The 14,635-nt window shown below is 66.8% G+C and carries 14 protein-coding genes; 10 read left to right on the plus strand and 4 right to left on the minus strand.

All coding sequences use genetic code 11. From position 1 onward, the window contains the following. The first annotated feature begins 29 nt into the window (after positions 1 to 29). The 3 genes from aceE (at position 30) to G9V96_RS02700 (ending at position 4,371) form a co-directional block, all read left to right on the plus strand. Positions 30 to 2,786 (plus strand): pyruvate dehydrogenase (acetyl-transferring), homodimeric type, encoded by a 2,757-nt coding sequence (aceE, locus tag G9V96_RS02690; RefSeq protein ID WP_168581657.1) that lies wholly within the window; start codon positions 30 to 32, stop codon positions 2,784 to 2,786. 191 nt (positions 2,787 to 2,977) lie between these two features. Then, a complete protein-coding gene (locus G9V96_RS02695; protein WP_168581658.1) occupies positions 2,978 to 3,286 on the plus strand; it encodes a type II toxin-antitoxin system RelE/ParE family toxin in 309 nt (102 codons plus the stop codon). A 5-nt stretch (positions 3,287 to 3,291) separates the two neighbouring features. Next, a complete protein-coding gene (locus G9V96_RS02700; protein WP_168581659.1) occupies positions 3,292 to 4,371 on the plus strand; it encodes a HigA family addiction module antitoxin in 1,080 nt (359 codons plus the stop codon). 124 nt (positions 4,372 to 4,495) lie between these two features. On the opposite strand, the gene G9V96_RS02705 is transcribed toward G9V96_RS02700, so the two are convergent. After that, positions 4,496 to 5,515, minus strand: a complete 1,020-nt coding sequence (locus tag G9V96_RS02705; protein ID WP_168581660.1) for a glycerophosphodiester phosphodiesterase — start codon at positions 5,513 to 5,515, stop codon at positions 4,496 to 4,498. 161 nt (positions 5,516 to 5,676) lie between these two features. Between G9V96_RS02705 and G9V96_RS02710 the strand changes: the two genes are divergently transcribed. The 5 genes from G9V96_RS02710 to fabF all read left to right on the plus strand — a co-directional run bounded on the left by G9V96_RS02710 (position 5,677) and on the right by fabF (position 10,614). Further along, the gene (locus tag G9V96_RS02710; RefSeq protein WP_168581661.1) at positions 5,677 to 6,861 is read left to right on the plus strand and encodes a PucR family transcriptional regulator; all 1,185 of its coding nucleotides are present in this window, start codon (positions 5,677 to 5,679) and stop codon (positions 6,859 to 6,861) included. Positions 6,862 to 6,975: 114 nt separating this feature from the next. Next, on the plus strand, positions 6,976 to 7,908 hold the full coding sequence (locus tag G9V96_RS02715) for an ACP S-malonyltransferase (RefSeq protein ID WP_168581662.1): 933 nt from the start codon (positions 6,976 to 6,978) through the stop codon (positions 7,906 to 7,908). Further along, a complete protein-coding gene (locus tag G9V96_RS02720) occupies positions 7,905 to 8,945 on the plus strand; it encodes a beta-ketoacyl-ACP synthase III (RefSeq protein WP_168581663.1) in 1,041 nt (346 codons plus the stop codon). The genes G9V96_RS02715 and G9V96_RS02720 overlap by 4 nt, the downstream gene beginning before the upstream one ends. A 71-nt stretch (positions 8,946 to 9,016) precedes the next feature. Beyond that, the gene (locus G9V96_RS02725) at positions 9,017 to 9,268 is read left to right on the plus strand and encodes an acyl carrier protein (RefSeq protein ID WP_168581664.1); all 252 of its coding nucleotides are present in this window, start codon (positions 9,017 to 9,019) and stop codon (positions 9,266 to 9,268) included. A gap of 92 nt (positions 9,269 to 9,360) precedes the next feature. Beyond that, positions 9,361 to 10,614: a beta-ketoacyl-ACP synthase II gene (gene fabF / locus G9V96_RS02730; protein WP_168581665.1), complete on the plus strand. Its 1,254-nt coding sequence runs from the start codon at positions 9,361 to 9,363 to the stop codon at positions 10,612 to 10,614. 177 nt (positions 10,615 to 10,791) lie between these two features. Here fabF and G9V96_RS02735 read toward each other — a convergent pair whose 3' ends face one another. Further along, a complete protein-coding gene (locus tag G9V96_RS02735; protein WP_168581666.1) occupies positions 10,792 to 11,301 on the minus strand; it encodes a DUF3145 domain-containing protein in 510 nt (169 codons plus the stop codon). A gap of 334 nt (positions 11,302 to 11,635) precedes the next feature. Between G9V96_RS02735 and G9V96_RS02740 the strand changes: the two genes are divergently transcribed. Continuing rightward, on the plus strand, positions 11,636 to 11,899 hold the full coding sequence (locus G9V96_RS02740; protein WP_168581667.1) for a hypothetical protein: 264 nt from the start codon (positions 11,636 to 11,638) through the stop codon (positions 11,897 to 11,899). Positions 11,900 to 12,019: 120 nt separating this feature from the next. Here G9V96_RS02740 and G9V96_RS15035 read toward each other — a convergent pair whose 3' ends face one another. Continuing rightward, a complete protein-coding gene (locus tag G9V96_RS15035) occupies positions 12,020 to 12,559 on the minus strand; it encodes a hypothetical protein (protein ID WP_168581668.1) in 540 nt (179 codons plus the stop codon). A gap of 327 nt (positions 12,560 to 12,886) precedes the next feature. Between G9V96_RS15035 and G9V96_RS02750 the strand changes: the two genes are divergently transcribed. Further along, positions 12,887 to 13,183: a hypothetical protein gene (locus tag G9V96_RS02750; RefSeq protein ID WP_168581669.1), complete on the plus strand. Its 297-nt coding sequence runs from the start codon at positions 12,887 to 12,889 to the stop codon at positions 13,181 to 13,183. 68 nt (positions 13,184 to 13,251) lie between these two features. Here the strand turns inward: G9V96_RS02750 and G9V96_RS02755 are convergent, their stop codons facing one another. After that, positions 13,252 to 14,589, minus strand: a complete 1,338-nt coding sequence (locus tag G9V96_RS02755; protein WP_168581670.1) for an EsaB/YukD family protein — start codon at positions 14,587 to 14,589, stop codon at positions 13,252 to 13,254. Between the last annotated feature and the right edge of the window lie 46 nt (positions 14,590 to 14,635).

The raw sequence follows: 14,635 nt of genomic DNA on the forward strand, positions 1-14,635 counted from the left end.
GGAGATATAGCCCGCAGAGAGGATCCAACGTGCGCCCTGAGAGTGCCGGCCCGATTATCAACGGCCTGCCCAGCCGCTACCCCGACATCGACCCCGAAGAGACCCAGGAGTGGCGAGCCTCCCTTGACGCGCTCATCGCCGAACACGGCCAGCAGCGCGCGCGCTACATCATGCTCAGCCTGCTAGAGCATTCGCGGGTGCGGCAGGTGGGGGTCCCCTCCCTGACCACGACCGACTACATCAACACCATCCCGGTCGAACAGGAGCCCTGGTTCCCCGGCGATGAGGACATGGAACGCGCCTTCCGCCGACTCAACCGTTGGAACGCAGCGGTTCTCGTGCACCGTGCGCAGCGCCCCGGCGTCGGCGTCGGCGGGCACATCTCCACCTACGCCTCAGCGGCCAGTCTGTACGAGGTCGGCCTCAACCACTTCTTCCGCGGTCAGGACCACCCCGGCGGCGGCGACCAGGTGTTCTTCCAGGGGCACGCCTCCCCCGGCATGTACGCCCGGGCCTTCCTCGAGGGCCGGATCAGCGAAGGCCAACTCGACGGCTTCCGCCAGGAGCACAGCCACATCGTCGACGGCCAGCCGTTGGCGCTGCCGAGCTACCCCCACCCCCGGCTCATGCCGCACTTCTGGCAGTACCCGACGGTCTCGATGGGGCTTGGCCCGCTCAACGCCATCTACCAGGCACAGTTCAACCGCTACCTGCACAACCGCGGCATCAAGGACACCTCCGAGCAGCACGTCTGGGCCTTCCTGGGCGACGGTGAGATGGATGAGGTCGAAAGCCGCGGCGCGTTGCAGCTGGCAGCCTTCGAAGAGCTCGACAACCTCACCTTCGTCGTCAACTGCAACCTGCAGCGCTTGGACGGGCCGGTTCGCGGTAACGGCAAGATCATCCAGGAGCTCGAAGCCTTCTTCCGCGGTGCCGGCTGGAACGTCATCAAGGTCATCTGGGGTCGTGGCTGGGATGAGCTGCTGGCCGCTGACAGCCAGGGCGCCCTCGTGCACCTGATGAACAGCACCCCAGATGGTGACTATCAGACCTTCCGGGCCAACGACGGCGCCTTCATTCGAGAGAACTTCTTCGGTCGGGACCGTCGCGCGCTCAAGCTCGTCGAGAACTGGACCGACGACGACATCTGGTGGAAGCTCAAGCGCGGCGGTCACGACTACCGCAAGGTGCACGCCGCCTACGACCGCGCCCTGCGCCACACCGGTCAGCCGACTGTCATCCTGGCCCACACGATCAAGGGCTACACCCTCGGTAAGCACTTCGCCGGGCGCAATGCCACCCACCAGATGAAGAAGTTGGCGATCGAGGACCTCAAGGCGCTGCGTGACACGCTGCACATCCCGATCTCCGACGAGCAGCTGGAAGCTGATCCTTATCAGCCGCCGTACTACCACCCGGGTATGGACGACGAGCGCATCGAATACATGATGGAGCGCCGTGCCAAACTCGGCGGTCCCGTTCCCGAACGCCGCGTCAAGGCCGAGCACATTCACCTGCCGGACGACTCCGCCTATTCCTCGATCAAAAAGGGATCCGGCAAGCAGCAGGTCGCCACGACGATGGCATTCGTGCGGCTGCTCAAGGAACTCATGCGCGACAAGGAATTCGGCAAGCGTGTCGTTCCGATCATTCCGGATGAGGCCCGCACCTTCGGCATGGACTCGTTCTTCCCGACGAGCAAGATCTACAACCCGCACGGGCAGAACTACACCAGCGTCGATGCCGAACTCATGCTGGCGTACAAGGAGTCCCCGCAAGGGCAGATGCTGCACCTGGGCATCAACGAGGCGGGCTCGGTGGCGGCTTTCACCGCTGCCGGAACGTCCTACTCCACCCACGGCGAGCCCATGCTGCCGGTGTACGTCTTCTACTCGATGTTCGGGTTCCAGCGCACCGGCGACGGCATCTGGGCTGCGGCCGACCAGATGGCTCGCGGGTTCCTCATCGGTGCCACGGCGGGTAAGACCACGCTGACCGGTGAAGGTCTGCAGCACATGGACGGGCACTCCCCGATCCTGGCCGCCACCAACCCCGCCGTGGTCACCTACGACCCGGCATTCGCCTTCGAGATCGCCCACATCATGCAAGACGGTCTGGAGCGGATGTACGGGGAAGACCCCGAAGACGTCATCTACTACATCACCGTCTACAACGAGCCGATCCAGCAGCCGGCTGAGCCGGATGAGGTCGACGTCGAAGGCATCAAGCGCGGCATGTACCTGTTCCGCGCCGGTGAAGGGGCCGAGGAGGGCACGCCTCGCGCGCAGCTCCTTGCCTCCGGGGTCGGGGTGCCGTGGGCACTGGAAGCCCAGCAGCTCCTCAAGAGCGACTGGGGCGTCGTGGCCGATGTGTGGAGCGTGACCTCCTGGAACGAACTGCGGCGTGAAGCCATGGCGTGCGATGAGCAGGCGTTCCTGCACCCGGAGGCGGACAAGCGCACCCCGTATGTCACCCGCTGCCTGCACGATCGCCCGGGCCCGGTTGTGGCCACGAGCGACTACATGCGCCAGGTTCCGGACCAGATCGCCCAGTGGGTCCCCGGCGACTACGCCACGCTGGGGGCGGACGGGTTCGGCTTCTCCGACACCCGCCAGGCTGCGCGACGCTTCCTGCACATCGACGGCCCCTCGATGGTCGTGCGGACATTGCAGATGCTCGCTGCTCAGGGCGTGATCGATGAGTCGGTGCCGGATGAGGCCGCCGAGAAGTATCGCCTGCTGGACATCAATGCCGGCTCCTCCGGCAACGCCGGTGGGGAGAGCTGACCCGCTCCCCGTCGACGCTGTGGCCCCCGCCGGAAATTCGGCGGGGGCCACAGCATTTTCGCTGTTCGCGGCGATCGGTCGCGGATAGACCGATCTCACATGCGGATATCGGTGAACATGTGATGGACGACTGCTGACTTAATGCCGAAACTGCGCTAGGGTTGGCCTACAAGGCAGACCTAGGAGTGGGCGTGCGCATCGAGTACGAGGATGACGAGCTGCGCCGTCTCGCCACCGGGGAGATCCGGAACCTCAAGCGGTGGCCGACCACCGTCACCAAACTGTTCCACCGACGCATCGCCACCATTGCTGCGGCGACCGACGAGCGCGATCTGCGAGAACTGCGCGCTCTCCACCTGGAACAGCTCAAAGGGCCGCAGCGCAGCGGTCAGTCCTCCATCCGACTCGATCGGCAGTACCGGCTGATCCTTCGCTTCTACACCGACGACCACGGCAGGGTCACCGTCATCATCGACGGCCTGAACTACCACAAGGGGTGATCACCATGACCAACACTCAGCTCGTAGAGCCGGTTCCACCGGGCGACGTTCTCGCCGAGGAGCTCGAGGCGCGGGAGTGGAGCCAGGCCGACTTTGCGGACATCATCGACCGGCCCGCCCAGCTCGTGTCCGCCATCGTCGCGGGCAAGAAGTCGATCACGCCCGAGACTGCCACGCAGATTGCTGCCGCTCTCGGCACGAGTGCCCAGATGTGGCTCAACCTGCAGGACTCCTACGATCTAGCCTTGATGGCGCGAGACCCGGCTGCGCGAGGCAAGCTCGACGAGGTCCGGCTGCGCAGCGAGATGAACGACCTCGCGCCCGTTGCCCTCCTGCGCAAGCGCGGCCACCTCCCCGCTGGCACCCTCAGTGAACAGGCCGACGCCCTGTGCCGCCTGCTGCATATCGAAAGCCTCGACGGCACTCCCCCCTTCGATGCCGCAGCGCGTCGGGGCAACACCGAGGAACCGCCCACACCGACGCAACGAGCTTGGTTCGCCTGTGCTCGAGCGGGCGCGAGCGCTCGCCCGGTCGACCCCTTCGACCGTGACGGGCTGCGCCACCTAGGCGAGTCCTTGACTACAGCGGTGCAGACGCCCGAGAACTTCGCGGCACTCCCGGAGCTCCTGGCGCGTGTCGGCGTGCGGCTGGTGTACGTGGAGGCCTTCCCCGGCAGCAAGATCAGCGGCGTCTCCTTCTTACTCGATGACGACCCCGGCCAGCCCTGCATCGCGCTCTCCGGGCTCGGTAAACGATTCGACAAGGTGCTCTTCACACTCCTGCACGAGATCGCTCACATCGTCCTCGGCCATGTCGAGCCCGGTGCGATCATCGTCGACGAGGGTGAGGACGAGTCGAACGATGTCGAGGACGCCGCAAACGAGCTCGCCGGAGCTTGGTGCCTTCCGCTTGTCATGAATCCGCCGTCGCAGCCGCGACGCAACTGGGTGCAGGCCGAGGCTCAACGCCAGGGCGTGCACCCCCTCGTCGTCATCGGGCGTCTCCAGCACGAGGGCATCGTCGACTGGAAGAGCGAGCTCGTTCGCGGCGCACCGCGGGTGGATACCTACCTCGCGCAGTGGTGAACAAGACCAGCTGCCCTCGACGGCCTCGTGGCGACGCGGCAAGGCTGCTTCACCAGCGAAAAGGCTTGGAGCCTCGATTTGACAGCTGACCACCCCTCCTCGACGCAGTCGGGCGGGGCGTCGCTCAGCCCTGGGCCCAGAACTGCTCGCGGGCCTCGACGCCGGTGTCGGGGTTGTCGGTGAACAGAGCGTCGATCCCCGTCTTGAGGTAAGCAACCTGCTCGGCGATCGCGTTGCCGTAGTCGACCGGGTTCGTGCCCGACCAGAAGTTCTTCGCCATGAACATGTTCTCGTTGCGGAACGTCCACGGGATGACCTTGAGTCCGAGGCGGTGTGCGTCGGACACCAGCGACGTCGGCCTGCCGAGCGTGCCGTCGGCCTGGGCCGGCAGGATCAAGTCCTTCGGCGGGCTGATGCCGTCGACGTACCGCGTCAGCTCCGTGAGCCCCTTCGGCGACATCCAATACGAGTACCTGCGGGTGTCACCCTGGCAGATCAGGTCGTACGGACCGTCGAGGCGGCCGTTGCCGGCGAGGAACGTCGAGTTGGCCTCGTACCCCATCGTGCGGACGGCCTTGAGGTTGCTCACCTCGAACGACTGCAGCCACATCGGGGCGGTGCGCCGGTTGAGGCCGTACATGCTGGTCAAGTCGAGGAACGGCTTCTCCGGGTCGAGGCCCGCGGCGTGGAAGTACGTGGAGTGCTTGATCTCCGGGATGACCCCGATGGTGCGGCCGTGCTTCTTCGACAGCTTCTCGCGCAGGGCGAGCACCTCCTCGTATGTCGGCACCTGGTAGCGGCCGTCGTAGCGGGTGTTCTGCGGGCGCACCTGCGGCAGGCGCTCCTTGGCGCGCAGCGTCTTCAGCTCGGCGAGGGTGAAGTCTTCGGCGAACCAGCCGGTGAGCTCCTGCCCATCGAGCCTCTTGGTCGTCTTGCGGCCGGCGAACTCGTGGTGCTCGGCGACGTCTGTCGTCCCCGAAATCTCGGGTTCGTGGCGGACGACCAGCACCTGGTCCTTCGTCATCACCAGGTCCGGCTCGATGTAGTCGGCGCCCATCGCCACAGCCAGCTCGTAGGCGACCAGGGTGTGCTCGGGGCGGTAGCCGGAGGCACCCCGGTGAGCAACGATCATCGGGGCAGGCATTCGAGAAGAATACGCACGCAGGCCCGGGTGCAGTCTCGCCGCACACAGAGGTGCATTGTGGGGGGCGTACAAGGCGAGCAGACCCGTTCAGCCCTCCGTCGGCGGTAATCTCGGGGGCCAACCATGTCAGGGCAGAGTCGGAGTCGAGTCGAGGAGAGCGCATGGCAGGGCGTACGAGCGAAGCGACCATCCAAGTCCTGGAGCGTTCCGCCGGCGCATTGGCCACCGCAGCCCATCAGCATCTGGAGACCACCCTCGACTGGTACCGGGACCTCGAACCGGAAGACCGCTCCTGGGTCTCGCTCATCGCCCAAGCTGGCATCCGCTCCTTCATTCGCTGGTGCCGAGACGAGGGTCGCGTGGAGCGAGTCACCGCCGACGTCTTCGGCAACGCGCCTCGCGACCTCACCCGCTCGATCACGCTGACCCAAACGCTGGATCTGGTTCGGGGCGTGGTCGACGCGGTGGAAGGTCGCGTCGGCGACATCGCCGCTCCTGGCGAAGAAGCCGAACTCGCGCTTACGGTTCTTCGGTACTCGCGTGAGATCGCCTTTGCTGCGGCACAGTTGTACGCCGACGCGGCTGAGGAACGCGGCGCCTGGGACGCCCGCTTGGAGTCGCTCGTCGTCGATGCTGTGCTGCGCGGAGAAGCAGACGACGAGGTGACACTGCGCGCCACAGCACTCGGATGGGCCCAGACCTCACCGGTTCTCGTGGTTGTCGGCCGATCCCCTGAACGCGCTGACGTCGAAGTCGAAGCGCTGCGCCGCACCGCCACCAGGGCCGGTTGGGAACCGCTCATCGCTGTGCAGGGCAGCCGCCTGGTCGCCATTCTCGGCGGCGAGAACGTCACGCAGGCGCCCGCGCTCATCGCCGGGCACTTCGGTGAAGGGCCGGTCGTCGTCGGTCCCACTGTGCCCCGACTGTTCGCCGCCGGGCGATCCGCGCGCGCCGCACTGACCGGGTTCCAAGCGGCCCCGGCCTGGGACGAGGCGCCACGTATCGTTCACGCGGACGACTTGCTACCTGAGCGGGTCCTCATCGGCGATCGGCCAGCCCGGTCCCAACTCGTCGAGCGCATTCATACGCCGCTGTCGAGCGCGGGCGGGTCATTGCTGGAGACCGCGTCCGCTTATCTGGCCTCCGGGCGTTCTCTCGAAGCGACCGCTCGGGCGCTGTTCTGCCACCCCAACACTGTCCGCTATCGCCTAGGACGTATCGCCGATGTCACCGGGTATGACCTCACCCGCCCGCGCGATGCGCACGTCGTGACCATCGCACTGTCGTTAGGGCGCCTGCTCAACAGCTCACGTCGCTGGCGAACGTCCCAGTATTCGGACGAATGACCGAGTCTCCCGTCCTAGCGCCTCCTCTTTTAGAGGGTTTCTACAAAATGCTTCGCATCTGTTGTGCCATTTCGGAGAGGCGCGCCCCCGGATCCATACGTCAGGGTGAGAGGCGTGCTCGTCATCGTCTGCCCAGGACAGGGCTCCCAAGTCCCAGGTCTCCTAACGCCGTGGCTCGAACTGCCCGGCATGAACGAACGTATCGACGCGTTTGCCGCCGCTTGCGGGACGGACTTGCGCGCGCACGGCACCACCTCGGACGAACAGACCATCCGCGACACCGCCGTCGCCCAGCCGCTTATCGTCGCCAGCGGCCTGTTGGCCCTGCAGGCAATCTTCGAGTCGGTACCGCCGCTGCCCGGCGTAGCCGCGATCTCGGGGCACTCGGTCGGCGAGATCACGGCTGCGGCTGCGGCCGGAGTCCTGACCCCGGAACAGGCGATGTCCTTCGTCGGGGTGCGCGGCCGGGAGATGGCCAAGGCCAGCGCCGCTCACCCGACGGGGATGAGCGCAGTGCTCGGTGGTGCACCTGAAGAGGTCTTCGCGGCCATCGAATCGCACGGCCTCACCCCGGCTAACGTCAACGGTGCCGGCCAGGTCGTCGCCGCCGGTGACCTGGACGCCTTGGCGGCCCTGGCGGAGAACCCACCGGCCAAGGCCCGCGTCCGCGCCCTGGCAGTGGCCGGCGCTTTCCACACCCACTACATGGCAAGCGCCCAGGAGGCGCTTATGCAGGAGGCGCGCCAGCTCCAGCCCAGCCGGCCCCAGTTGCCGCTGATATCCAATGCGGACGGCAACGTGCTGGAGGACGGCGAGACGGCCCTGGAGCGCTTGGTCGCTCAAGTCTGCAGCCCGGTGCGCTGGGACCTGTGCATGGAGCAGTTCGCCACGCTCGGCGTCACCGGAGTCCTGGAACTGATTCCCTCGGGAACCCTGGTGGGACTGGCAAAGCGGGCGCTCAAGGGCGTCGACCGGTTCGCTGTGGAGGGGCCGGACTCCCTGGAGGCGGCCCGCGCCTTCATCGACGCCCACCGGGACGGCGCATGACCGCCCGACTGGCGCAGCGACGCGGGGCCGAATTCACCCGAATTCACGGCCTGGGCGACTACCGACCGCGACGCGTGGTGACCAATGCTGAGATCTGCGAACTCATCGACAGCAGCGACGAGTGGATCAAGGATCGTTCCGGCATCGCCACCCGGCTGCAGGCCGAGCCGCAGGAGAGCGTCGTCGATATGGCGGCCGAGGCCGCACGCCAGGCCATCGAGGCCGCCGGGATCAGCGCCACTGACGTCGGATTGGTCCTGCTGGCCACAGTCACCCACCCCTGGCAGACTCCGGCGGCCGCGCCGATGGTGGCGCACGCGATCGGGGCGACGAACGCCAGCGCGTTCGACCTGTCCGCAGCCTGCGCCGGGTTCTGCTACGGCTTGGCTGTCGCCGATGACGCCGTCCGTGCAGGCAGCGCCGAATACGTCCTGGTCATCGGCGTCGAGAAGTTCTCCGACTTCCGCGATCCCCAAGACCGGTCGACGGCCTTCATCTTTGGTGACGGCGCCGGAGCAGCCGTCGTCGGTCCGTCGCAGACGCCGGGGATCTCCCCATCGGTGCTGGGCGCCGACGGTTCCGGAGCCATGCAGATCTTCCAGTCCCGGCCGTGGACCGAGGTACGCCGCGACTGGGAAGAGATGGCTCGCTCAGGGGCAGTCCCCACCGAGCTACCGGCATGGCCCTACATCGCAATGGAAGGCCCCTCGGTCTTCCGCTGGGCCGTCTACTCCATGGCCCCGGTCGCCAAACAGGCCATCGCCGCCGCCGGACTGCAAGTCAGCGACCTCGACGTGTTCGTCCCACACCAGGCGAACATGCGCATTATCGATGCCCTGGCCAAGCAGCTTCGGCTGCCGCCGGAGGTGGTCGTGGCCCGAGACGTGGTGGATGTTGCCAACACCTCCGCAGCCTCGGTCCCACTGGCCTTCACCCGGCTCGTGCGCGAGGGCCAAGCCAAGAGCGGTGATCTGGCGCTACTGATGGGCTTCGGGGCCGGGTTGGCGTGGGCCGCCCAGGTCGTCGTTGTGCCCTGACCTCTATGACTCCCGCCGCCCGACGGGTTCTCGGGCGACCAACAGTTCCGCACAAGCACTAGGAGAACCGCATGGCTGCCACCGAGCAGGAGATCCTCGCCGGCCTCGCCGAGATCATCAACGAAGAGACGGGCCTGGAGCCCGAAGCTGTTGAGCTCGACAAGTCCTTCACCGAGGACCTGGACATCGACTCGCTGTCGATGATGACCATCGTCGTCAACGCCGAAGAGAAGTTCGACGTGAAGATCCCGGACGAGTCGGTCAAGGACCTCAAGACCGTCCGCGACGCCGTCGACTTCATCAAGACCGCACAGGCGGCCTGAACCACGCTGTGGCGGCGTCCTTGCCCTGGGGAAACCCGGGTCAAGGCGCCGCCACGCCGTCCCGTCACTACTGCGCCTGTAGGAGGCCTCTGATGTCCCCCCATCGTGACCAGCGCATCGTCGTCACCGGGCTCGGCGCGACGACCCCGCTGGGAGGCGACGTGCCCACCACATGGGACGCCCTCCTCGCGGGCCGCTCCGGAGCTCGACCCTTGGACCAGCCCTGGGTCCAGGAGTACAACCTTCCAGTCACCTTCGCAGCGACCCTGACCACCCCGGCTTCGCAGCTACTGTCCAAGGTGGAACAGCGTCGCCAAGACCCGTGTGCCCAATACGCCATCATCGCCGCCAGGGAAGCCTGGGCGGATGCGGGTTCTCCCGAGATCGAGCCGGAGCGGCTCGCGGTCTCGGTGGGTACCGGCGTCGGAGGCGTCTCCACCCTCATCGACGCTTGGGAGGCCTTGCGCACCAAGGGTCCGCGTCGGGTGTTCCCGCTGTCGGTACCGATGCTGTTGGTGAACTCCCCCACCGCGATGGTCTCCCTGGAACTGAACGCCCGCGCCGGCGGTCACACCCCGGTCAGCGCCTGTGCTTCGGGAGCCGAGGCGATCGCCAGCGCTATCGAGATCCTGCGCAGCGACCGAGCCGACATGGTCGTCGCCGGCGGCACCGAGGCGGCCATCCACCCGCTGCCCATTGCCGGTTTCGCAGCCATGCAAGCGCTCTCGACGCGCAACGAGGAACCGGAGCGCGCTTCCCGGCCCTACGACGTCGACCGTGACGGGTTCCTCATCGCCGAGGGGGCGGCGTTGTTGGTCTTGGAGCGCTACGAGGACGCCGTCGCGCGAGGCGCCACCATCTACGCCGAGCTTGTCTCAGCCGGGGTCAGTTCCGATGCTCACCACATCGCAGCGCCCGAGCCGGAAGGTGTGGGAGCAGCCGCCGCTATGCGCCAGGCAATCCAGACCGGCGACATCGACCCGGCAGACATCGTGCACCTGAACGCCCACGCCACCTCCACCCCTGCTGGGGACATCGCCGAGAGCAAGGCGGTTCACTCGGCCCTGGGCGAGGCGGCAGAGCAGGTGACGGTGTCCGCGACGAAGTCGATGACCGGGCACCTGCTCGGGGCGGCGGGTGCGTTGGAAGCGATCTTCACCATTCGGGCTTTGCAGGAACGTCTGGCCCCGGCCCAGATCAACCTGGACAACCCAGACCCTCAGATCAACCTGGACATCGTCACCGGTTCAGCGCGCGAGCTGCCCAGCGGCGACATCGTCGGCCTGGACAACTCCTTCGGTTTCGGAGGGCACAACGTGACGTTGGCCTTCCGCGCCCTCAGCTAGTCCAGAAGGCACATAACGAAAGGACCGGCCCCATCCCCGTGGGTCGGTCCTTTCGCTTCCCCCGAACTGCGCTCTTGACGCCCACTGGTCCGAGAGCGGGCGCTGCGAGCACCTCTTACGTCGCCGTAGCTGCAGCGACCGCACAGCACCTCCGCAAGTGAAGGCGCTGCGCGTGCATCAACCGACGCGGTAGAGCCAGCGCGTCGGGGCGCCTTCTCCAGCGTGGCGGAAGGGATCCAACTCGGCGTCCCAGGCGGTGCCGAGCATTCGGTCCATCTCGGAGCGGATGAGGGTGAGGTCCGCGCTCTGCAACGCTGCCTTGACGCGGTCCTCGTTGAGCACGGCGTCGCCATTGGCAGAGAGCCAGGTGTGGTGGATGCCCAGGCTTGGCGTATGACTCCAGCGCGAACCGTCGACGCCAGGGCTGGCGTCCTCGGTCACCTCGTAACGCAGGTTCTCCCAGCCGCGCAGAGCACTAGCAATACGGGAGCCGGTACCGCACTCACCGCCCCAAGCAAACTGGGCGCGCATGAGAGAGCGCCCGAGCGGCTGAGGTGTCCAGTCCAAGCGGACCGGCTGACCCAGCACCGTCTCCAGCGCCCAACCAATATGCGGGCACAAGGCAACCGGGGATGAGTGAATGTACACCATCCCGGCTGTCATAACAGTCGATGACACAACAGACATCCGGACCTCCTGCGTATGAGGGACGTCTTCCCCAACGGCCTCGTTCGCAGATGTGCGGAAATGTGTGTGCCGCTCATGACCGATCATGCGACCCACGTATGAAGCGGCCCGTGCCGCGTTGTCCGCCACCCATTCTGCACTAGGCGCCGCGTGTGGCCAACCCCTGACTGGCGTGTTGCTTCGCAGGTAGCGGCCCTGGTTGTATGCAACCCGACCTGGACAAGCGATCAAGACGTGCGGTTCACTGTTGGTCGTAACGGGACGAGCGCCGCGGTCACCGCGTCGCACCGCTGGGGGGCGGAGTGCCCGACAACTAGGGGAGGAACACCTACTGATGAACGAGATCTCGGCACCGGCTCCGGGCATGCAAAGCGCGATGGCGATCTTGACCGCCCGTCTGCAGAGCATGGATGGCGGCTGCACCGTCAATGAGTACGTCGACATTCTGCGCAGCGAGATGGAGGGCCAGGATCCGTTGATTCTCACCTCAGCGATGGCCAGCCTGGCCTCGGCGCTGCTGTCGATCGCCGCCGGGGGCACCAAGATCCCGCCGTACGAGTTGCTCTCGACGATCGGTCTGACTCTGGCCGACGCCTGAGCCATAAACGCACCGGCGGCCCACCTCCCCTCTCGGAGAGGTGGGCCGCCGGCGTATTACCTGGTGACGTTGCGACAGTGCTCAGGTACGGGCGCGGGAGTGCGCTCGGGGTCGAGCGGATCAGGAGGGGCAGGAGCCTCGTCCGGTGCGGAACGAGATATGTACGTGATCCCAGTGATTGGCGGTGACCGAACCCCGGTCCGCCATCGGGCGATAGCCGCTCATCCCGGGCTGCCAGTAGCCCTGCTGCCAGATGACGTACTTGACGTTGAGCTGCCGGGCGTTCGCGCGCACCCAGTCGGCGATCCTGTCGCCATCACGCCCGGTGACCATGACATCCAAGGCATGGCCACTGTGGTGATCGCTACGCCCGTTGCCTGGGCGGAAGCCGCCGATCGTCCTGGTCTGGAACTGGGCGCCGATTCGCCCCCGCACTGCTGCTGGCCAGGGCGCCAGTCCGGTGGTGCCGCGGCCGGTGGTCAGAGAGCAGTTCCAGGCCTGGGAAAGTTTCCCAGGGCCGATCCACGAGGGATGCGAGGAGGCGGCCTTCGCTGTGGAGCGGGCGGGCCGTGCCTGGGCAGCTGGAGCGCTCAGTCCGGCGAGCAGGAGGCAAGACACGGCGGCCGTCGCCAGATAGCGAAGGGGCGGAGTGGTCGTCATACCTGGAACAGTGGCTCACGTAACCATTCCGTGTCCACTCCGTGATGGCCCCGTGATCAAACATCGACTGACGTTTTACCGGTTGGTACCCGGAACCCGCCCTGACCTTGACGAAAGGCGCTCCGCAGGCCGGTCTGGGCCAGCAGGCGGTCGCGAGCAGGCGGTGCTGTGCTTCCCGGAGCGCCAACGGGTCGACACGGGCGGAGAGGGCCATCCGCTAACAAGTCTCCGACACCTCGGCGCACCGTCCACAGCCCAGCCCGGGTGGCCCCCACCGGTGCACGAGGCGGGCTACCGTCGCAGTCCCCTCGATGAACGGAGCCCGCCGTGACCTCCACCTGCGTCAGCGCCACCACCCCCTCTGTCCTGGAAGACCGCGACGTCCTCGAAGACGTGTCCCTGCGGCGCACGCGCCTAGTGCAAGCACTGGTCCGAGGGGAACCCCGCTGGTCGCCCGCCCGCAGCCTGCTCCGGCCGCTCCTGGTCGGCTTCGCCCTGGCAGTGCTGGGGCTTGTCGTCTACGCAGCAGTGATCTTCGCGCAGAGCCAGCTGCGAACCGAACAGTCACCCGTAGCCTCGATGTCCACCTCGAATCCTGCTGCGGGGTCGCCCTCGGTGCCCTGAGCGGACGCCCCTACTCCACCGGGGCGCTGCTGCCATTGCCCGGTCCGCCCGCTGCGTGACTGCGCTGTTTAGTGCACCAGGTGGGAGATCACCTGTGCCAGACCGGTGACCGGCACCACCAGAGGCACTAAGGCCAGCGTGCACGTCTTCTCCAGCACCCCAGCCCAGACCCGCAACCGACTGAGGCTGACCTGATCCGTGGGCCGGCCAGTGATCATCGTCGGCAGGAGAACGGCCAGTGCGGCCAGCACCACCAGGTAGCCAAGGGCGTTCTCGGCGACGCCGGGGGTGCGCGCAACACACGCCAACATCCCGCCCGCTCCGGGCAGCAGACAGACCGCCACATGTTCGGGATGCACGAAGGCGCGGCTGCGCAGCAGCACCACCGACGTGGCGCACAGAGCGAACGCCACCCCCCATCTACCCTGGCCAGCAGCCAGTACTGCCCCGCACGCCACCGCTGCGGAACACACCAGGGCACAGACGGCGAGGTCGAGACGGGCCCGGTGCACGGCCCTGCTCACCTGTGTCCGGGTGACCGTCGTGCCCGCACTGTGCTGGTCATCCAGCCGCGACAAACCCGAAGTGCACAGCGCCAGCCGGGGTGCTCGATCGTGCAGCACGAGCGCGGCCACGGTCAGCGCGGCGGCCGTCGCCGGCGTAGACAAACCCTCGTTCTGGCCGACGAGGGCCGCCCCGGTCAGGGCGCACACCAATCCCGCAGCCAGCCCGACCGCACGCAGCAACAGACTGCGTCCGTTGAAAAGCACGACGGCAACGAGGGCGGCCACAAACACGCCGAGGCTGACCAACCAGGCCGCCGCCAGCGGACGTTCACAGACCTGGGTGGCCAGCAGAACACTGCTCGCCGCGACGACGGCCAGAAAAACCAGCAGCGACAGTACCTGCTCCATCTTTCCCCGCCCCCGCATCAGGCAGATCGACAAGGCGGCCGATACCCCGGCCAAAAGCAACCCGAACATCCGATCCTGGCGCGAGAGAATGCTCAAGCTCAGCACCGCCGTGAAGAGCGGCAGCGACAGCGCCGCGCACCGGACAATCGCCGTCCCCGACCCGCCACCGTCCGCCGGTGTGCCCGCCGATATGGCGGCGGAACTGACTGCGTGCGCGATGTCATGAACGAACGGATCTTGCTCGGCAGGCTCGTAGGAACGCAGGAGCAGGCTGGCGCCCTCGGGGATAAGCGCCTGACCCAGCGTGCTTTCCCGGCGCAGAGGACCGCGAACAGGGTGCTCGAGCAGCCATCGCCGCTCCCCCGGTTCAGCCATCTCCTGCACCAGGAGCACAACCAGATCGGCAACCGGGAGGTCTTGTGGCACAGCGACATCGAGCTGACCCGACGGTCCATGGACTCGCACCCGGATGACGGATTCTTGGATGGTCACGTGTCGTCCTCGCGCCGGTGGATGAGCTCGATGTGGGCGTGCGTGA

Origin of the sequence: Gephyromycinifex aptenodytis, assembly GCF_012277275.1 — a bacterium.
In the GTDB taxonomy this organism is placed as follows: domain Bacteria; phylum Actinomycetota; class Actinomycetes; order Actinomycetales; family Dermatophilaceae; genus Gephyromycinifex; species Gephyromycinifex aptenodytis.